The organism is Parapusillimonas sp. JC17 (genome assembly GCF_052180245.1).
Taxonomy (GTDB): domain Bacteria; phylum Pseudomonadota; class Gammaproteobacteria; order Burkholderiales; family Burkholderiaceae_B; genus Parapusillimonas.
Window position 1 is genome coordinate 1,646,973 of sequence record NZ_CP197474.1, and the last position, 14,912, is coordinate 1,661,884.

Genomic DNA, 14,912 nt, shown 5'->3' on the forward strand with positions numbered 1-14,912 from the left:
TGCCGGCCCGGCGACAAGTCCAAGAGTATAGGGCAGCCCTCATCGCCAAGTACAATTTGTCGGATAAAACCGACTAATATTACTAACCAAGTAAATTTTTATAAAAAAATCTCCTATAGTCATTGATATTTATAGGTTTTACCCTAGTAGTAACGGTAAATTAATTGACGGAATATACCGTCGATATTAGTATGGCGATGGCTTGCACGGCAACATGCACTTTTATGCTCGTTCATTGCAAGCGCATGTCTTTCTTCAACGAACAATAGGTGGAGTATGAGCATTTCAAAATGGAAGCAGGCGACTGCGGGGCTAGTGATGGCCTCATTGGCAACATTTCTGCCAGGCGCATCGGCGGTTGCCGGCGAGCCCATCCGAATTGGCGTTTCAACCTTTTTGTCAGGAGCAGGGGCTGTGTTCGGTGTTCCGGCTCAGCAAACCGCACAGTATCTGGTCGAACAGATCAACGAAGCGGGCGGCATCAAAGGCAGTCCGATCGAACTGGCGTTCCTTGATGAAAACCGCGGTGTTGACAACACCGTGGTCGAATTCCGATCATTGGTCGAGAGCAAGCGTGTCGACGCGATGATCATCGGCTTGTCCAGTTCCATTTGTCTCGCCGTGGCGCCTGCCGCCGAAGAGTTGAAGATGCCGACCATGTTCTGGGACTGCGGCACGGAACGTCTCTACGAAGAGCGCAAGTACGACTACGTATACCGGACATCTGACTGGACTCCGCCCAACAATCTAGCCGTAGCGCTTTATATGCTCAAGTCCATGCCGGAGGTCAAGACCGTAGCGGGCATCAACCAGGATTATGCTTTCGGGCGCGATAATTGGGCCGCCTTCAAGCAGGCTGTGCAAGTTCTGCGTCCCGATGTAAAAATCGTGGCGGAGCTGTTCCCCAAGCTCGGCACTGCGGATTACTCGACAGAAATTTCCAGGCTTTCGGCCCTGCGCCCCGATGTGGTCTTTACCTCATTGTGGGGCGGCGATATGAATACCTTTATTCGCCAGTCCTCCTCGCGTTCGCTGTTCCGCAACTCGACCCTAGTTAGCCCCAACGGTGAAAGCTCGCTGCAGCAACTGGGAAAATCCTTCCCCGAGAACGCCATCATCGGAATGCGGGGAGACAGCTGGGCGCTTGATCCCAAGATGAAGGACGTAACCGGCCACCAGGCGTTTATCGACGCGATCAAGGAACGCACTGGCGCTTATCCGAGTTTTCCTTCCTACCATATGGCCCAGGCCATACGTTCGATCCAGGTGGCTCTTGAAAAGAATTGGGATGGGCGTCGTGAGACTCTGCAGCAGGAGTTGCTGGCAGGCTGGAAGGGTCTAAGCCTAAAGGACTTCACCGGCGAACTGGTATTGCGTGAAGACAATCAATCAGTCGAAGGCCAGTTGGTTGGCGTAACGGCTAAAAGCGATGCGCACGACTTCATGATCCTGGATAAGTTGGTGTTGTTTCCCGGCGACTCGATCACGCCACCGGTAGGCGTCAAGGCGCAGGAATGGCTTAAATCCTTGCCAGCGGGAATGCTTGAGCAATTCAACGTTCCCACAAAAAACTGAGTTAGGAGCCCCAATGTTGCAAACCGTCTTATTAGCCATCATGGATGGAGTGGCTCAGGCCTCCGTCTCCTTCATGGTGGCGGTCGGGCTGAGCTTGGTGTTTGGCATTATGCGCATCTTGAACATCGCCCATGGCAGTCTGTATGCCTTGGGCGGTTATACCGCAGCAGCGGTCGGACTCTGGTTCTCGGCGACTTGGGGTGACGGTCCATGGCTGTATTTGGTTCTGGTGCTGTCGGCTTTGGCGATCGGGGTGCCCTTGGGCGCCGTGATCGAGCGGGTCCTGCTGCGCCGCATCTACGGGAAAGAGCACACTCTTCAGCTATTGATAACTTTCGGCATCTTCATGATGCTGGAAGACGCTCAGAAACTGATATTCGGTGTTGAACCGTACTTCAATGATGCGCCGTTGGCCATGCTGGGCGTCATAGAGGTAGGCGGCATTTATTACACCGCTTATCAGTTGTTGGTTTTGCCTTTGGCAGCAGTGACCACCATGCTGGCGCTTGCCTGGTTCTTTAACCGAACGCGCAAAGGCAAGTTGATTACCGCCGTGATCGAAGACTTTGAAATGGCGAGCGTCATGGGAGTCAATGCGCGCAGCGTTTACTTTTGGACGTTCGTGCTGGGCGCTACGTTGGCCGCTTTGGGTGGGGCGCTGTCTTCGCCGGTTACGTCGTTGGTGCCAGGTACGGGCGCGGGGACCATCGTGCTGTCGTTTGCGATCGTGGCGTCGGCCGGCCTAGGCCATTTTCAAGGCGCTGCAGTGACCGCCTTGTTGATCAGCCTGGCTCAAGCGTTTAGCGTGCATTTTTATAGCAGTATCGCGGCGGTGATGCCTTATCTGGTAATGACGCTGATTCTGATCGTCAAGCCCTATGGCTTGTTTGGCAAACCAGAGGTGCGCAGAATATGAATTCGAATTTTCGGGCTTTGTTGCCTCCGATCATCGCGCTCGCCCTGATATCGATAGTGCCCTTGGTATCGCCGTCCTTACGCCCGCTGCTATTGGTCGCCATGAGTATCTCCTTGTGCGCGATAGGTCTGCTTATTCTGTTGCGAGCCGGGCAGGTTTCCTTCGGCCATGCTTTGTATTTCGCCATAGGAGCCTATGTGGTCGCCTTTGCTTCGCGCAAGGGAGGACTGGATCTCTGGGTATTGCTAGGCTTGGCGCTGATCTGCAGCGTCGTGGTGGGAGCGCTGCTGGGAACCATTCTGGTGCGCTATCGCGGTATTTTCTATGGCATGCTCAATTTGGCGTTTTCCATGCTGGGCTACACCATATTCTTACGAGCATACGACTATACCGGTGGAAGCGATGGCCTCAGAGTGGTATCTCCTCCGATTCTAGGCTTCTCATTGGGCGCATATGAGTTCGGTTGGGGCTTGTACTATTGCGCCGTTGCTTTGTTGGCGCTTGTTTTTTGGGTCGTCCACCGCTATTTGCACAGTCCCTTGGGCGCCGCGTTAGGCGCGGTCAAGACCAATGAAGTGCGGCTTGAGTACTTGGGGGTTTCCGCCTATCGCGTCATGTTCGTCGCACACGTCAGCGCGGCCGGTCTGGCCGGGCTGGGTGGCGGTCTGGTGGCTTTTTCAACGGGCCACGTAACGCCGGATCTTGCCTACTGGAGCCTTTCCGCCGAGTTTGTCTTCGTGGCGGTGCTAGGCGGTACGGCCAACGTGGTCGGTGCATTGATCGGCGCCGTTTCTTTCGAGCTTATCCGCGGCTACGCCAGCGCCTACGCCGGGAATGCATGGCAATTGATTCTGGGCGCCGTGCTGGTGTTCGTTGTGCTATTTGCTCCGCAAGGCCTATGGGGCGCCTTGCAGCGGATGTTGCCGATGCGAGCCAAGGGGAAACAACTATGAGCCGCGTCACCGTATTGCAATCAAAAGGCTTGCACGTCGAGTTCGGCGGCGTCAAGGCTGCCAATGGTGTCGACCTAGATCTCTATCAGGGGGAAATGGCATCGATTATCGGGCCCAACGGGTCGGGCAAAACGACTTTTCTTAACTTGTGTACAGGCTACGTCCGGCCGAGCAAAGGCGAAGTGATTTTCGCAGGCAAGGACTTGACCCGCATGCCGCCGCGTGACATCACCCGCCTGGGCGCGGTGCGCACCTTCCAATTACCGCAGCTCTTTACCGAAGACACGGTCATCCAGAACGTTTTGATCGCTTTGGCGGCACGTACCGGGTTCTGGAATTTGCGCGCGCTGGATCGCCCCGCCTTGCGCACAGAGGCGCTGGAGATACTTTCCATTTTCGGTCTGAAGGCGGAAGCGGAGCGCTATATACATTCGCTGCCTGAAGGAGTGCGCAAGCTGGTCGATATCGCCGTTTCCATCGCCTTGTCTCCTTCTTTGTTATTGATGGACGAGCCAACTAGCGGCGTCAGTTCGAGTGAGAAATTCGAAATCATGGATATCCTGATGCCCATCTTGCGCGAACGTAAGATTACAGCGCTGCTGGTCGAGCATGACATGGAGCTGGTAACACGCTATATGGATCGCGTCATTGTTTGGAATGCCGGCCAAGTGATGGCCGACGGCGCGCCAGACGTCGTCCTGCGCGACGAGCGTGTGTTGCGTAACGTGGTGGGGGTTGCCTAAATGACATTGCTCAGAGTGAATCGGGCCGTTGCGGAGATTGCAGGCAGCCAGGTGTTGCGCCAGGTATCCGTCGACATAGCAGCGGGCGAGACCTTGGCTTTGATCGGCCGCAACGGAGCGGGGAAGACGTCGCTACTGCGGGTCATCATGGGTGCGCTGCCCCTAGTCCACGGATCGGTCGAATTCAATGGACGCAATATCGCCATGCTGCCTGCTCATGATCGGGTCGGTTTGGGCATCGGCTACGCCCCCGAAGAGCGGCGCCTTATCGGCAAGTTCACCGTGCGCGAAAACATTCTGCTACCTGCTTGGGCGGGGCGCTTGGGCACGGCTGAGATCCAGGAGCGTCTGGAGCTGATTTATTTCGTGGCGCCTGAACTCAAGGATTTGTCCGCGCGCTTGGGTGGCCTGTTATCAGGTGGGCAACAAAAGATGGTTGCCTTGGGCAGGGCGTTGATGGCAGGCAAGCATATGGTGTTGCTTGACGAGCCGTTTCAGGGTCTTGCTCCCGCCTTGGCGCTGAAATACGCCGATATGCTGCGCGCCCTGCGCGATGCGCGGCCCGACCTAGCCGTTCTGGTGACGGAATCCAATCCTCAGCTTCTACAGCCCATGGCCGACCGCATGATTGTTCTCGAGCGCGGTGAGATCCAGGCTGAAGCAACGGAAAAAGTGACAGTTTAAATAAGGGTTGTAAAACATGAAATTCAAAGCAGCAGTTGTACAGATGGCGTCCGTTCCTTTCGATAACGACGCGACCTGCGCCAAAGTCGTTGGAAAAATACACGAAGCTGGCGCGATGGGTGCCAAATTGATGGTGTTTCCCGAGGCCACCCTGTCTGGTTATCCCAAGGGCGCCGACTTCGGCGCGCGCGTTGGCGGCAGATTACCGCGCGGTCGTGAAGAGTTTCTAGAGTATTACAACGGAGCCATTGACGTCCCCGGTCCGCATACCCAGCAAATTGGCGCAGCTGCCCGCGAGGCCCAGGCCTTTGTGGTCATAGGCGTCATGGAGCGCGATGGCGGTACCTTGTACTGCACGACGCTGTTCTTCTCGCCTGAAGGGCTGCTGATGGGTAAGCATCGCAAGCTTATGCCCACAGCCATGGAACGGCTTGTTTGGGGCTGCGGGGATGGTTCCACCTTGCCGGTGTTCGATACGCCCATCGGCAAGCTGGGATCCGTTATTTGCTGGGAGAACTATATGCCCCTGTTGCGCATGGCCATGTACGACAAGGGCATTCAGCTGTACTGCGTGCCCACCGCCGACGACCGTGAGATCTGGACCAGCTCCATGCAGCACATCGCCATCGAAGGCCGTTGCTTCGTACTGAGTGCTTGCCAGTACGCGACTCGTGCCGATTACCCTGAAGACTACGACGCCATTCAGGGCAATGAGCCTGACACCGTCTTGATGCGAGGCGGCAGTGTCATAGTCAATCCCGCCGGCGAGGTGCTGGCCGGTCCGTCCAATGACGGAGAATGCATACTCACGGCGGAACTTGATTTGAATGACGTGGTGCGTGGCAAGTACGATTTCGATGTCGTAGGTCATTACGCGCGTCCTGACATCTTCAAGTTGATTGTCGATGAGCGGCCCAAGCGCTCGGTGACCCAAGTGAAAGAGTCTGGAGATGATTGAATCTTTTGTCTAAAAAGGAGCAAAGGGATGGATACGCAAGTCGTGTCGATATTGCTGTACGAAGATGTCGAGGTGCTGGACTTTGCCGGGCCATTTGAGGTGTTCAACGTAGCCGGCCTGTTGAGCGGGGTTCGGTGCTTTGATGTTTATACGACGGCGCAGCGGCTTCAGCCGGTTTTGGCGCGCGGCAAGCTCAGTATCAATCCCTCTTACCACTATGGTGACGAGCCGGAACCCCATATTTTAGTGGTACCGGGAGGGCCGGGATCGAGGCGCGAGTGCGTCAATGCAACGACCCTTGATCGTATCCGTAAGCACTACGAAAGAGGCGGCACCATACTGTCGGTTTGCACAGGCGCCTTGATCATCGCCAGTGCCGGGCTGGCCGATGGCAAATCGGCGGTCACTCATGCGGTGGGGCTGCCTATTCTGGAACGTATGGGTAAAGATATAGCGATTTACCCTAAAGCCCGGGTGGTGGACAACGGAAGACTGCTGTTCTCGGCCGGTGTGTCGGCGGGAACGGATGCGGCGCTTTACCTGGTTTCGCGGTTGTTTGGACTGGATATCGCGCAGCAAACGGCCCAATATATGGAGTACGATTGGCGCTACATTCAAGTTGACGGCGTCAATGTCATTGACGCGTGTAAGGCGTAATCCGGCGTAGGTATGAAAACATTCTTCCATCCTGATCAGTTGCTGCATTTTCCTAAAACCTATTTGTCGCGCGGCGCGATGCGCCAGCCACAAGAGGTGCCGGATCGAGCCACGCGCCTGTTGCAGGCGGTAAGCGATCTTGGTTTCGATGTGCAGGCTCCGCGCGACCATGGCATGGAGCCCTTGCTGGCCGTGCATAGCGCCGAGTACCTACGCTTTCTGGAAACGGCCCATGCAAGCTGGATCAATACCTCGCCGGATTGGGGCGATGAGGTCATGTCCAATGTCTACGTGCGCGAGCCCAACCCTTTGCGCGGCATTCTCGCCGAGGCTGCTCGGTATCTGGCAGATGGCAGTTGTCCGGTGGGGCCGATGACTTGGCGGTCCTCATACTGGAGCGCCCAGGATGCCGTCGAGGCTGCTTACGCGGTGCTCGGCGGAGAACGCTACGCCTACGCGCTTTGCCGTCCACCGGGCCACCACGCGCGCAAGGACGCGGCGGGTGGGTTCTGTTACCTGAACTCCGCGGCCATTGCCGCAGAAGTATTGCGACAGCGCTACGGCAAGGTATTGGTGCTGGATACCGATGCTCATCATGGCCAAGGGATACAGGAAATTTTCTACGACCGTGCCGACGTGATGTATATCTCTGTGCACGGGGACCCAACGAATTTCTATCCGGTCGTGGCAGGCCACGCCGACGAGCAGGGCGCCGGCCCCGGAATCGGATACAACCTGAACCTGCCGGTGCCCCATGGAAGTTCGGAATCCGTATTTTTTGAGTATGTTCAGCGCGCGCTGGACGCCGCGCGGGAATTCGCTCCTGATGCGCTGGTATTTTCCCATGGGTTCGACATTTATCTGGAGGACCCTCAAGCGCCGGTGCAGGTAAGCAGCGAAGGTTTTGCAAGATTGGGTGAACTGGTCGCGTCGCTCGATCTGCCTACCGTCGTCGTGCAGGAAGGCGGATACCATATCGATACCCTGGATCGTAACGCTCGCGAGTTCTTCGATGGGCTACTGAACGGACGCCGTTAGGGGCGGATTGCGTGGAGCATCGCTGACTCTTGTGCAGTCTGATCTATATAATCGTCATGCTACCCTGTCTGTGTTGCTACTGAGCAGTGCGATCATAGATGCTCCGTTGAGCCTGCGCAAAGCCAATTCGCGAGAGGTTCGGAACTATGAGCAAACGTAAACTGATCATGCCCACGCCGGAAGAGGATGCGGCAATAAATCGCGGCGTTGCCGCCGACCCGGACACCTACGAGCTGGGCGCGGAAGATTTCAAGCAACTGAAACGAGTGGGCCGGCCACCAAGGTAGCGGTGACGATTCGCTACGACAAGGATGTCATCGAAGCCTTCAAAGCGGACGGCCCCGGCTGGCGGACGCGGATGAATGATGTACTACATGCTTGGCTCAAGACGCGTCGGGCGTAGGGCTGCGAGCGGGCAAAAGTAAATCCGCCGGTGCGGATTGAGAAATACGAAGCCCGCCGTGGAAGCGAAAGAGTGCTTCCTAGAAAAGGGGGCGACATAGCATCATGCCACCACTATTACAAAACAACCAATGCCATGATTGGCGCGCTGCTCAGCCTTGAGGTTTCTCGCCAGTGGCATTTCGGCTGGGGTATTGTTTCGTTAGGTAACGAGAGCGTTCGGCGACTAAGGCTCCGATCAGCGAAATGACAAAGGCATCCTTGGCGTCCTTCTCGGTTGTTTCGTAGCGCTGCATTAGCGCAGCTTCTGGTCTGTCTGCGGATGCGAGACTGTCGCTGATTGTTTTTTGGTGATGGGAGAGTCCGTTCATGGCTGGAGAGGCGATTTACAAAACGATGTGTCCGCATTGCGGCGTGGAGAATATGGGCTTTACTTCGGTAGTTCAAATCCCGATGGATGGTGGGCGCGAGGCGTCTCACGGGTCGTTCTGGAATGTCTTCTTTGCATGTAATGGCTGCCGGGAGCGGTTGGTGGTGAAGGTGCATTCCAGCGCAGACTGTGGGCCGAAGGCTTCCCGGCCCACACGATGATCCCTGGGCCGGGATGGGATAGTAGGCGAAGCAGGATTGATTTTCTGGTCATTGATGCATGCCCCGCGCCTCCAACGCACATAAGCCCGACGGCCTGCGCGACCGCATCAACAAGCTCGCCACACGCAACGGCAGATCCGCAAACAGCGAGATCGTCGCCTTCATCGAGCAGGGTATAAAAAAGCCCACCGAAGCCGACGAACGCCTGGCCCGCATCGAGGCCAAGCTGGATGCGCTGCTGAGCCGGATGGACGGAAAGTAGGGCACCGGGTGAGAAAAACCCCCTCCTACAGGTGTGGCAACACGCTCTAACGTACGGTGGGCCTGGATGGACATCCAAGGCCGGCACGCCTTGACGCGACGGACCAGAAGACGCCTCATCCTGGGCATGCCATTTGCTTTTTTGGACCAGCCCGTCCGTAACTCTTTGGACGGCGCACACCCTAAAGGAGAGTCCCCATGTTTGCTCACAATAAGCGATTGCAATATACGGTAAGAGTTACAGAGCCCAATCCCGGGTTAGCCAACTTGCTACTGGAGCAGTTTGGCGGCCCACAAGGAGAGCTTGCCGCTGCCTGTCGTTATTTCACCCAATACATCGGCGAGGACGACCCCGGACGCAAGGATATGTTGATCGACATTGCGACAGAGGAGCTGAGTCACTTAGAAATTATCGGGCACCTGGTTGCAATGCTCAATAAAGGGGCGAAGGGCGAGTTGGCCGAGGGTGTCGATTCGGAGGCAGAGCTGTACCGCAAATTGCATGGCGCCGGCAATGATTCGCATGTCACCCAAGTGCTCTATGGTGGTGGTCCGCCCTTGACCAATTCAGGCGGCCAACTATGGACATCCGGATACATCGACACTATTGGCGAGCCTACTGCGGATCTGCGTTCAAACATTGCCGCAGAGGCCAGGGCCAAGATCGTTTACGAACGTCTAATCAATGTCACGGAAGACCCTGGCGTCAAGGACGCGCTCATGTTTCTAATGACTCGAGAGGCGGCACATTTGAAGTCGTTTGAGAAGGCCCTGTATTCGATCTCTCCAAATTTCCCGCCCGGGAAACTGCCGCCCGTACCTGAGTTCGCCAATACTTATTTCAATCTATCGCAGGGCGAAGGAGAGATGGAAGGGTCGTGGAATAGCGAAGTAAATTTCGATCGAGTCGATGCATGGGAGCAGATGTCGGCCGTAGATGGCGGTGATGGATCAGCATCAGTGGAGCTCGATGAGGAAGCGGCGAAAGTGGTTCAGGCCATGGCAACGCGTACAGCTTCGGATCCGACATCCAACCCCGAAACGGGCGCCGAGTTGGGCGCTATGATTCCGCCCAAAGAGGCGGGTAGTCCGAAGTAAAGCGCAATCGCTGGCTGTAAAGATAAATCGGAGACTGGTCGCGACCGCGCCCCGAGTCTTGGCGAGGCCGGCGCGCTCGCAAGCAAAAGATAGCCAGCCGGGGCGCGCGCAGAAATAGAGAAGCCCCTCGAGGAGGGGCTGTAGCAACTACTCAATCACACAAACGTAAAGCTGGCTGCTCACTTCTGCTGTCCAGGCTTTTGCCCAGATTGCCCTTGACCGAACTCTAAAATATTCTGGAGCACGAACACAATATGGGGTCGAGGCGGCCGCTCTCCTGCACCTGCTACCCCTTGCTCTTGCTCGGTTTGCCTGAACTGCAATCGGTATTTTCGCCACCGTTTCGCCGACATCCGGCCATGGCGCCGAGCCACCGAGCCACCGAGGCGTATCGCCTGGAGGTCTTCGAGGCCCACGATGGGGAGTGAGCCAGCGCCAACTGATGCGCACGCACCGGATCGGCAGCGCCACCACGCTGGTCGATTTGAAACACCATAAGGTGTTCGATGTGGTGCTGGGCCGCTCCGAAGGGAGTCTGCGGGCCTATTTGAAGCGTTTGCCAGGCCGCGAGCACGTGCGCGTCATTGTGATGGGCCTGTCCGAGACCTATCGGCGCATTGCCCAGGAGTACTTTCCCAATGCCATGATCGTGGCCGACCGCTTTCATGTCGTGCGGTTGGTGAACCAGCATTTTCTGAAGCTATGGCAGCAGCACGATCCTGAAGGGCGCAAGAACCGAGGGCTACTGAGCCTGATGCGCCGCCATCACTGGAATCTGTCATCCGTGCAAAAGGAGCGACTGCGCCAGTACCTGGCCCAGTCGCCGGTGCTGCAGGCGCTGTACTTCGCCAAGCAGCAGTTGAATGGCTTCTTGGTCATGAAGAGTCTGAAAAGAAAGCGCGCCCAGAAGATGATGCCCCAGTTCCTGGCGTTGATCGCGCAGTTTGAACAGAGTCCGGCTCGGGCATTGGCGCAAACGCTTAAGTCGTGGCTGGAACCTATCGTGCGGATGTGGCGCTTCACCAAATCCAACGGTGTCACCGAGGGCTTCCACACTAAAATGGAAATGCTCTCACGCCGTGCGTATGGGTTCAGAAACTTTGAAAATTACCGCATGAGGGTCTTGGCACAGTGCGGCTGGAACGGTGTGATCAACCGTGTCTAGCGGATGCCCATCCCCCGTTTATGGGGTAGAGCCGTGTAATGAATGCCCTGATCCCCCGATAATGAGGAAGAGCCAAAAAAATACCCCAAACCATTTATCGATAAGGGGATTTCTGGTGCCGATGAGAGGAGTCGAACCCCCGACCTTCTCATTACGAATGAGCTGCTCTACCGACTGAGCTACATCGGCCCACGCGGCGTACGAGAAAACATCCCGGATCCGCTAAGCCCGCTATTATACATATCCGCGTGGAAAATTGGAAACGGGCTTCGCCGGCATTCCGCGCAAGGCATACGGATTTTCGAACAGTCCCTCCAGCAGCTTGCACATACCGCGATATGATGAGACTCGGTTCACTATGTCGTCTTTCGACGCTCACGTCGTGATCCGGCTGATTGACTGACTATTTCTCAGGAGCAGCGAATGTCTACCATTACCTGGCTCATGCTCTGCGCCGCCTTTTTGCCCCTGGTCGCCACGGTGGCCGCCAAGGCCGGGGGCAAAGGCTTTGATAACGAAGCCCCGCGTGCCTGGCTGTCCGCGCAGGAAGGGTGGCGGGCCCGGGCGAATGCCGCGCAGGCTAATCTGTTCGAAGGCTTGCCATTCTTTTATGCGGCCGTATTGCTGGCCTTGTTCAAGGAAGCCGACCTGTCATGGCTCGCCGGCTTGATGCTGGCCTGGGTGCTGGTTCGCCTGGCATACATTGCCCTGTATATCGCGGGTTACGGCGTTCTGCGTACCGTCGCATGGGCGCTTGCCCTGGCCTTGAACGTGGCTATTTTGTTCGCTTAAGTGCAGAGGCTGTGGGGTCAGACCCCGTACGGGGTCTGACCCCTGTTGCCCAGCTTCGGGGGGGCAGACCCCTTATGGGGTCTGACCCCTGCTATGACCCTTGTTCACAGCGCGTCCGTGTCCTCGCGGCGCGGCAGCGATTGTTGCTGGTTCATGCGTATGGCCGAGGGGAAAAGATCCCAGCATGCGATGAACAGCGCGGCAAACAGAGGGCCTATGACGAAGCCATTCAAGCCGAATACGGCCAGTCCGCCCAGGGTGGAGATCAGAATCACGTAGTCCGGTATTTTGGTGTCCTTGCCGACCAGCAAGGGGCGCAGCAAGTTGTCGATCAGACCGATGACGAGAACGCCGAAGAGCGTCAGGGCTACGCCCTGCAGGATGGCGCCGGTCACCAGGTAATAGATGGCGACCGGAATCCAGATCAGCGATGCGCCGACGGCGGGAAGCAAGGAAAGAAACGCCATCACCACGCCCCAGAGCAGGGCGCCCTGTATGCCTAGGAAGGCGAACATCAGGCCGCCCAGCGCGCCCTGCGTGGCGGCGACCACCACATTGCCTTTGACGGTGGCCTTGATCACCGTTGCGAACTTGCGGAACAGATGCTGCTTGTGCTCTTCGCTAAGGGGAATCAGATGCCTGGCCTGGCGCGCCAGTTGTACGCCGTCGCGCAGCAGGAAAAACAGCATGTACAGCATGATGCCCAACCCGATCAGGAACTGAGCGGTATTCTGTCCAACATTGACGGCTTGCGTGGCCAGGAACTTGCTGCCCTGCAACGCGCTGGCGCTGAGCTTTTCCCTCAGGCTGAAGATGTCTCCCACGCCGAAGCGGGTCAGGGTGTCATGGACGCTGGCCGGCAGCGCATTCATGATCTGCTCGAAATAGGCGCCAAGATTGAGTTCGCCTGAACTGATCCGCTTATAGATGACGGCGCCTTCTTGAAGCAGGGAGCCGGTGATGAAGATGACCGGCAGAATCACGATCAGGATGATGACGAACAGGCTGATCAGGGCGCAAAGATTGGGGCGGCCCTTGAGGCGGTTTTCCAGGCGCCGTTGCAAGGGCTGGAAGATGATGGCCAGTATGGCGCCCCAGAATATCGCTCCGTAGAAGGGCAGCAGCACCCAGATGAAGGCGACCGTAACGGCCACCAGCAGGAACAGGAAGGACCGAAAGTAGAGTCTGGAATTATTCATTGATATCCGCGAAGAGAAAAGCGCTGAAGGCCGCCGGCCGTTCCGATTCTATGCGATAGAGCGGCTATTCGCTGAGTAGTTCCGCAATCGCATGTAGATCCTCGACATGCTGCGAAACCACTTTGATGACGACGATGACGGGCACGCACAGCAGCATGCCCCATACCCCCCAGAGCCACGCGCCGAACAGCAGCGCCACGAAGACCGCCACGGCGTTCATCTTGGCGATGCGGCCGGTCATCCAGGTGCTGACGAGCATGCCGACGAACGTGGAGATCGCAAGCGTCGCAAACGCTGCCAGCAGCATCATGGAAAATGATTCGAACTGCAGGAACGCGGCGAAGGCGATCAAGGCCATCGCGATCATGGAGCCGAAGTAGGGAATGATGTGCGTGAGCGCGGCAACCAGCGCCCACGCGCCCGCATTGTCCAGGCCGATCCAGTGCAGCGCCAGCCAGGTGAGCAATCCCAGCAGGGTGTTGGTGATCAGCAGCATGAGCATGTACTTCTGAATGGATGTATTGATGTCGTCCAGTATCTGCACCGTTATTTTTTTGTTCGTCAGCGAAGGTCCGGTCAGCTTGACCAGCTTGCGCTTGAATGTGTTGCCCGACACCAGCGCAAAAAACACCAGAAAAAGCACCATGGTCAGCTGGCCGATGAAGGCCGCCGCGCTTTTGGAACCGGCCAGCAGCCAGTCGTTCAGGTCGAAGTCCGGCTGCTTGATGAGGACGGCGGGCGGCGCGGAAACCGAAGTTTCGAGCTTGTTGTCCGCATCATTGTCGGAGCTTGCCGCCTTTTTCAAGGTGTCGGCAGCGTTGCGAAGCTTGTCCAGCGGCCCCTGTTCCCCGTTGTCCAGCTTGCGCAGCGCATTGGTGAGCTTATACGTGGCCACGGGCAATTCGTCCATGATGGCCTGCGCTTCGTTATAGACCGAGCTGACGACCAGGATGCTGGAGCCGAGCAGCGCGAGCATGACGACGGAGCTCGCCAGCGCGCGCGGCATGCGCAGGCGTTCGAGCCAGATGACGACCGGGTTGAGCGTATAGGCGATGAGTATGCCGAAGACGAGCGGTATGAAGAAGTCGCGCGCCCACTGGAGGGCGAAGACGAATGCAAGCGCCGCGATTATCGTCAGCGCGGTGTCGCCGGGGCGTCGAACCGGCGCAACCGGGGCTTCGGGTGACGGGGACGGAATGGCCGGGCTTGTACTTGATGCCGGATCATGATTCTTGGCGGTATCCATCGCTGCCTCTATGGAGTGAACATTTCGGATGGGCGGCAGTCGCCTAGATATAGGTGTTCTTTACCCGGACGGATGTGAGCAGATAGCAGGTCCATACCGTGGCGAACATGACGGTTGCCGCCATGGCTGAGTAATCGTCTTCCACCAGATAATCGCCGAAATAAGTCTTGGCCATCACGAATTCGGTGAGGGCCGCGACAGGTCCGGCTATCCAAAGTGCGGCGATCGTCCGGTGCACGGCCCGCCGATGGCGATTGATCGTGAGCATGGCCGCAGCCCCGATCAGCAGAAACGCCTCCAGCCACGCCAGTCCGAGCGCGTAGCGTATGTATTCCTGGTAGTCGGGGCTTTCGAGTGCGGAGGGAACCAGCACGGCGATTTCGTGGCGCACGCGATAGAACTCCGCCAGCTCCTGCATGGCCCAGAAGACCAGGAAGACGCTGAGTGCGATGAGCCAGCCGCCGTACCCCCCGATATTCGCGCTCTTGCCGCGCCTGCTCGTCCATACTGCGATCAATGTCATGGCGATGAATATCGCGAAATGCCAAAGACTCCAGAACCCCATTGTTGCTTCTCCTGATGGGCAGTCGCCGCGTCACAAAGAGCGAATGGTAAATCTTTGTCACTTCCATGT

17 protein-coding genes, 1 tRNA gene and 1 pseudogene are annotated in these 14,912 nt (G+C 57.2%); 14 read left to right on the plus strand and 5 right to left on the minus strand.

Features of this window, described 5'->3' with window-relative positions; genetic code table 11:
- Nucleotides 1–276: 276 nt before the first annotated feature.
- From ACSBPU_RS07925 to ACSBPU_RS07965, 9 genes and pseudogenes are all read left to right on the plus strand, one after another.
- Entirely contained in the window at nucleotides 277–1,575 is a 1,299-nt protein-coding gene (locus ACSBPU_RS07925; RefSeq protein ID WP_442597042.1) for an ABC transporter substrate-binding protein, read from the plus strand.
- Nucleotides 1,576–1,588: 13 nt separating this feature from the next.
- A complete protein-coding gene (locus ACSBPU_RS07930) occupies nucleotides 1,589–2,491 on the plus strand; it encodes a branched-chain amino acid ABC transporter permease (RefSeq protein ID WP_180067428.1) in 903 nt (300 codons plus the stop codon).
- On the plus strand, nucleotides 2,488–3,444 hold the full coding sequence (locus ACSBPU_RS07935) for a branched-chain amino acid ABC transporter permease (protein ID WP_442597045.1): 957 nt from the start codon (nucleotides 2,488–2,490) through the stop codon (nucleotides 3,442–3,444). The genes ACSBPU_RS07930 and ACSBPU_RS07935 overlap by 4 nt, the downstream gene beginning before the upstream one ends.
- Nucleotides 3,441–4,187 (plus strand): ABC transporter ATP-binding protein, encoded by a 747-nt coding sequence (locus ACSBPU_RS07940; protein WP_442597047.1) that lies wholly within the window; start codon nucleotides 3,441–3,443, stop codon nucleotides 4,185–4,187. Before ACSBPU_RS07935 ends, ACSBPU_RS07940 begins: the two co-directional genes overlap by 4 nt.
- On the plus strand, nucleotides 4,188–4,871 hold the full coding sequence (locus ACSBPU_RS07945) for an ABC transporter ATP-binding protein (RefSeq protein ID WP_442597049.1): 684 nt from the start codon (nucleotides 4,188–4,190) through the stop codon (nucleotides 4,869–4,871).
- Between the two features lie 16 nt (nucleotides 4,872–4,887).
- On the plus strand, nucleotides 4,888–5,829 hold the full coding sequence (locus ACSBPU_RS07950; RefSeq protein ID WP_442597051.1) for a carbon-nitrogen hydrolase family protein: 942 nt from the start codon (nucleotides 4,888–4,890) through the stop codon (nucleotides 5,827–5,829).
- A 27-nt stretch (nucleotides 5,830–5,856) separates the two neighbouring features.
- Nucleotides 5,857–6,486 (plus strand): DJ-1/PfpI family protein, encoded by a 630-nt coding sequence (locus ACSBPU_RS07955; RefSeq protein ID WP_442597053.1) that lies wholly within the window; start codon nucleotides 5,857–5,859, stop codon nucleotides 6,484–6,486.
- 12 nt (nucleotides 6,487–6,498) lie between these two features.
- Nucleotides 6,499–7,524 carry a histone deacetylase family protein gene (locus ACSBPU_RS07960; RefSeq protein WP_442597055.1) on the plus strand — a complete coding sequence of 342 codons (1,026 nt, stop codon included), beginning with the start codon at nucleotides 6,499–6,501 and terminating at the stop codon, nucleotides 7,522–7,524.
- A gap of 167 nt (nucleotides 7,525–7,691) precedes the next feature.
- Nucleotides 7,692–7,927, plus strand: a pseudogene (locus tag ACSBPU_RS07965) (BrnA antitoxin family protein).
- Nucleotides 7,928–8,078: 151 nt separating this feature from the next.
- Here ACSBPU_RS07965 and ACSBPU_RS07970 read toward each other — a convergent pair.
- Nucleotides 8,079–8,222: a hypothetical protein gene (locus tag ACSBPU_RS07970; protein WP_442597057.1), complete on the minus strand. Its 144-nt coding sequence runs from the start codon at nucleotides 8,220–8,222 to the stop codon at nucleotides 8,079–8,081.
- 353 nt (nucleotides 8,223–8,575) lie between these two features.
- Here ACSBPU_RS07970 and ACSBPU_RS07975 point away from each other — a divergent pair, with 353 nt between their 5' ends.
- The 3 genes from ACSBPU_RS07975 (at nucleotide 8,576) to ACSBPU_RS07985 (ending at nucleotide 11,041) form a co-directional block, all read left to right on the plus strand.
- Complete coding sequence (locus ACSBPU_RS07975; protein ID WP_442597059.1) at nucleotides 8,576–8,779, plus strand: Arc family DNA-binding protein; 204 nt, start codon at nucleotides 8,576–8,578, stop codon at nucleotides 8,777–8,779.
- Between the two features lie 197 nt (nucleotides 8,780–8,976).
- Nucleotides 8,977–9,876, plus strand: a complete 900-nt coding sequence (locus ACSBPU_RS07980; protein ID WP_442597061.1) for a manganese catalase family protein — start codon at nucleotides 8,977–8,979, stop codon at nucleotides 9,874–9,876.
- A gap of 424 nt (nucleotides 9,877–10,300) precedes the next feature.
- Nucleotides 10,301–11,041, plus strand: coding sequence for an ISL3 family transposase (locus tag ACSBPU_RS07985; RefSeq protein ID WP_442597063.1), 741 nt, complete (start codon nucleotides 10,301–10,303; stop codon nucleotides 11,039–11,041).
- A gap of 113 nt (nucleotides 11,042–11,154) precedes the next feature.
- On the opposite strand, the gene ACSBPU_RS07990 is transcribed toward ACSBPU_RS07985, so the two are convergent.
- Nucleotides 11,155–11,230: transfer RNA gene (locus ACSBPU_RS07990), tRNA-Thr, on the minus strand.
- A gap of 67 nt (nucleotides 11,231–11,297) precedes the next feature.
- On the opposite strand from ACSBPU_RS07990, the gene ACSBPU_RS07995 reads away from it, so the two are divergent.
- Nucleotides 11,298–11,444, plus strand: a complete 147-nt coding sequence (locus ACSBPU_RS07995; protein WP_442597065.1) for a DUF2141 domain-containing protein — start codon at nucleotides 11,298–11,300, stop codon at nucleotides 11,442–11,444.
- Nucleotides 11,445–11,464: 20 nt separating this feature from the next.
- Nucleotides 11,465–11,833, plus strand: coding sequence for an MAPEG family protein (locus ACSBPU_RS08000; protein ID WP_442597067.1), 369 nt, complete (start codon nucleotides 11,465–11,467; stop codon nucleotides 11,831–11,833).
- A gap of 104 nt (nucleotides 11,834–11,937) precedes the next feature.
- Here the strand turns inward: ACSBPU_RS08000 and ACSBPU_RS08005 are convergent, their stop codons facing one another.
- The 3 genes from ACSBPU_RS08005 to ACSBPU_RS08015 form a co-directional block, all read right to left on the minus strand.
- Nucleotides 11,938–13,032 (minus strand): AI-2E family transporter, encoded by a 1,095-nt coding sequence (locus ACSBPU_RS08005; protein WP_180067420.1) that lies wholly within the window; start codon nucleotides 13,030–13,032, stop codon nucleotides 11,938–11,940.
- Between the two features lie 64 nt (nucleotides 13,033–13,096).
- Nucleotides 13,097–14,278: an AI-2E family transporter gene (locus tag ACSBPU_RS08010; protein ID WP_442597070.1), complete on the minus strand. Its 1,182-nt coding sequence runs from the start codon at nucleotides 14,276–14,278 to the stop codon at nucleotides 13,097–13,099.
- Nucleotides 14,279–14,321: 43 nt separating this feature from the next.
- Nucleotides 14,322–14,843 (minus strand): DUF2569 family protein, encoded by a 522-nt coding sequence (locus ACSBPU_RS08015; RefSeq protein ID WP_442597072.1) that lies wholly within the window; start codon nucleotides 14,841–14,843, stop codon nucleotides 14,322–14,324.
- Nucleotides 14,844–14,912: the final 69 nt, after the last annotated feature.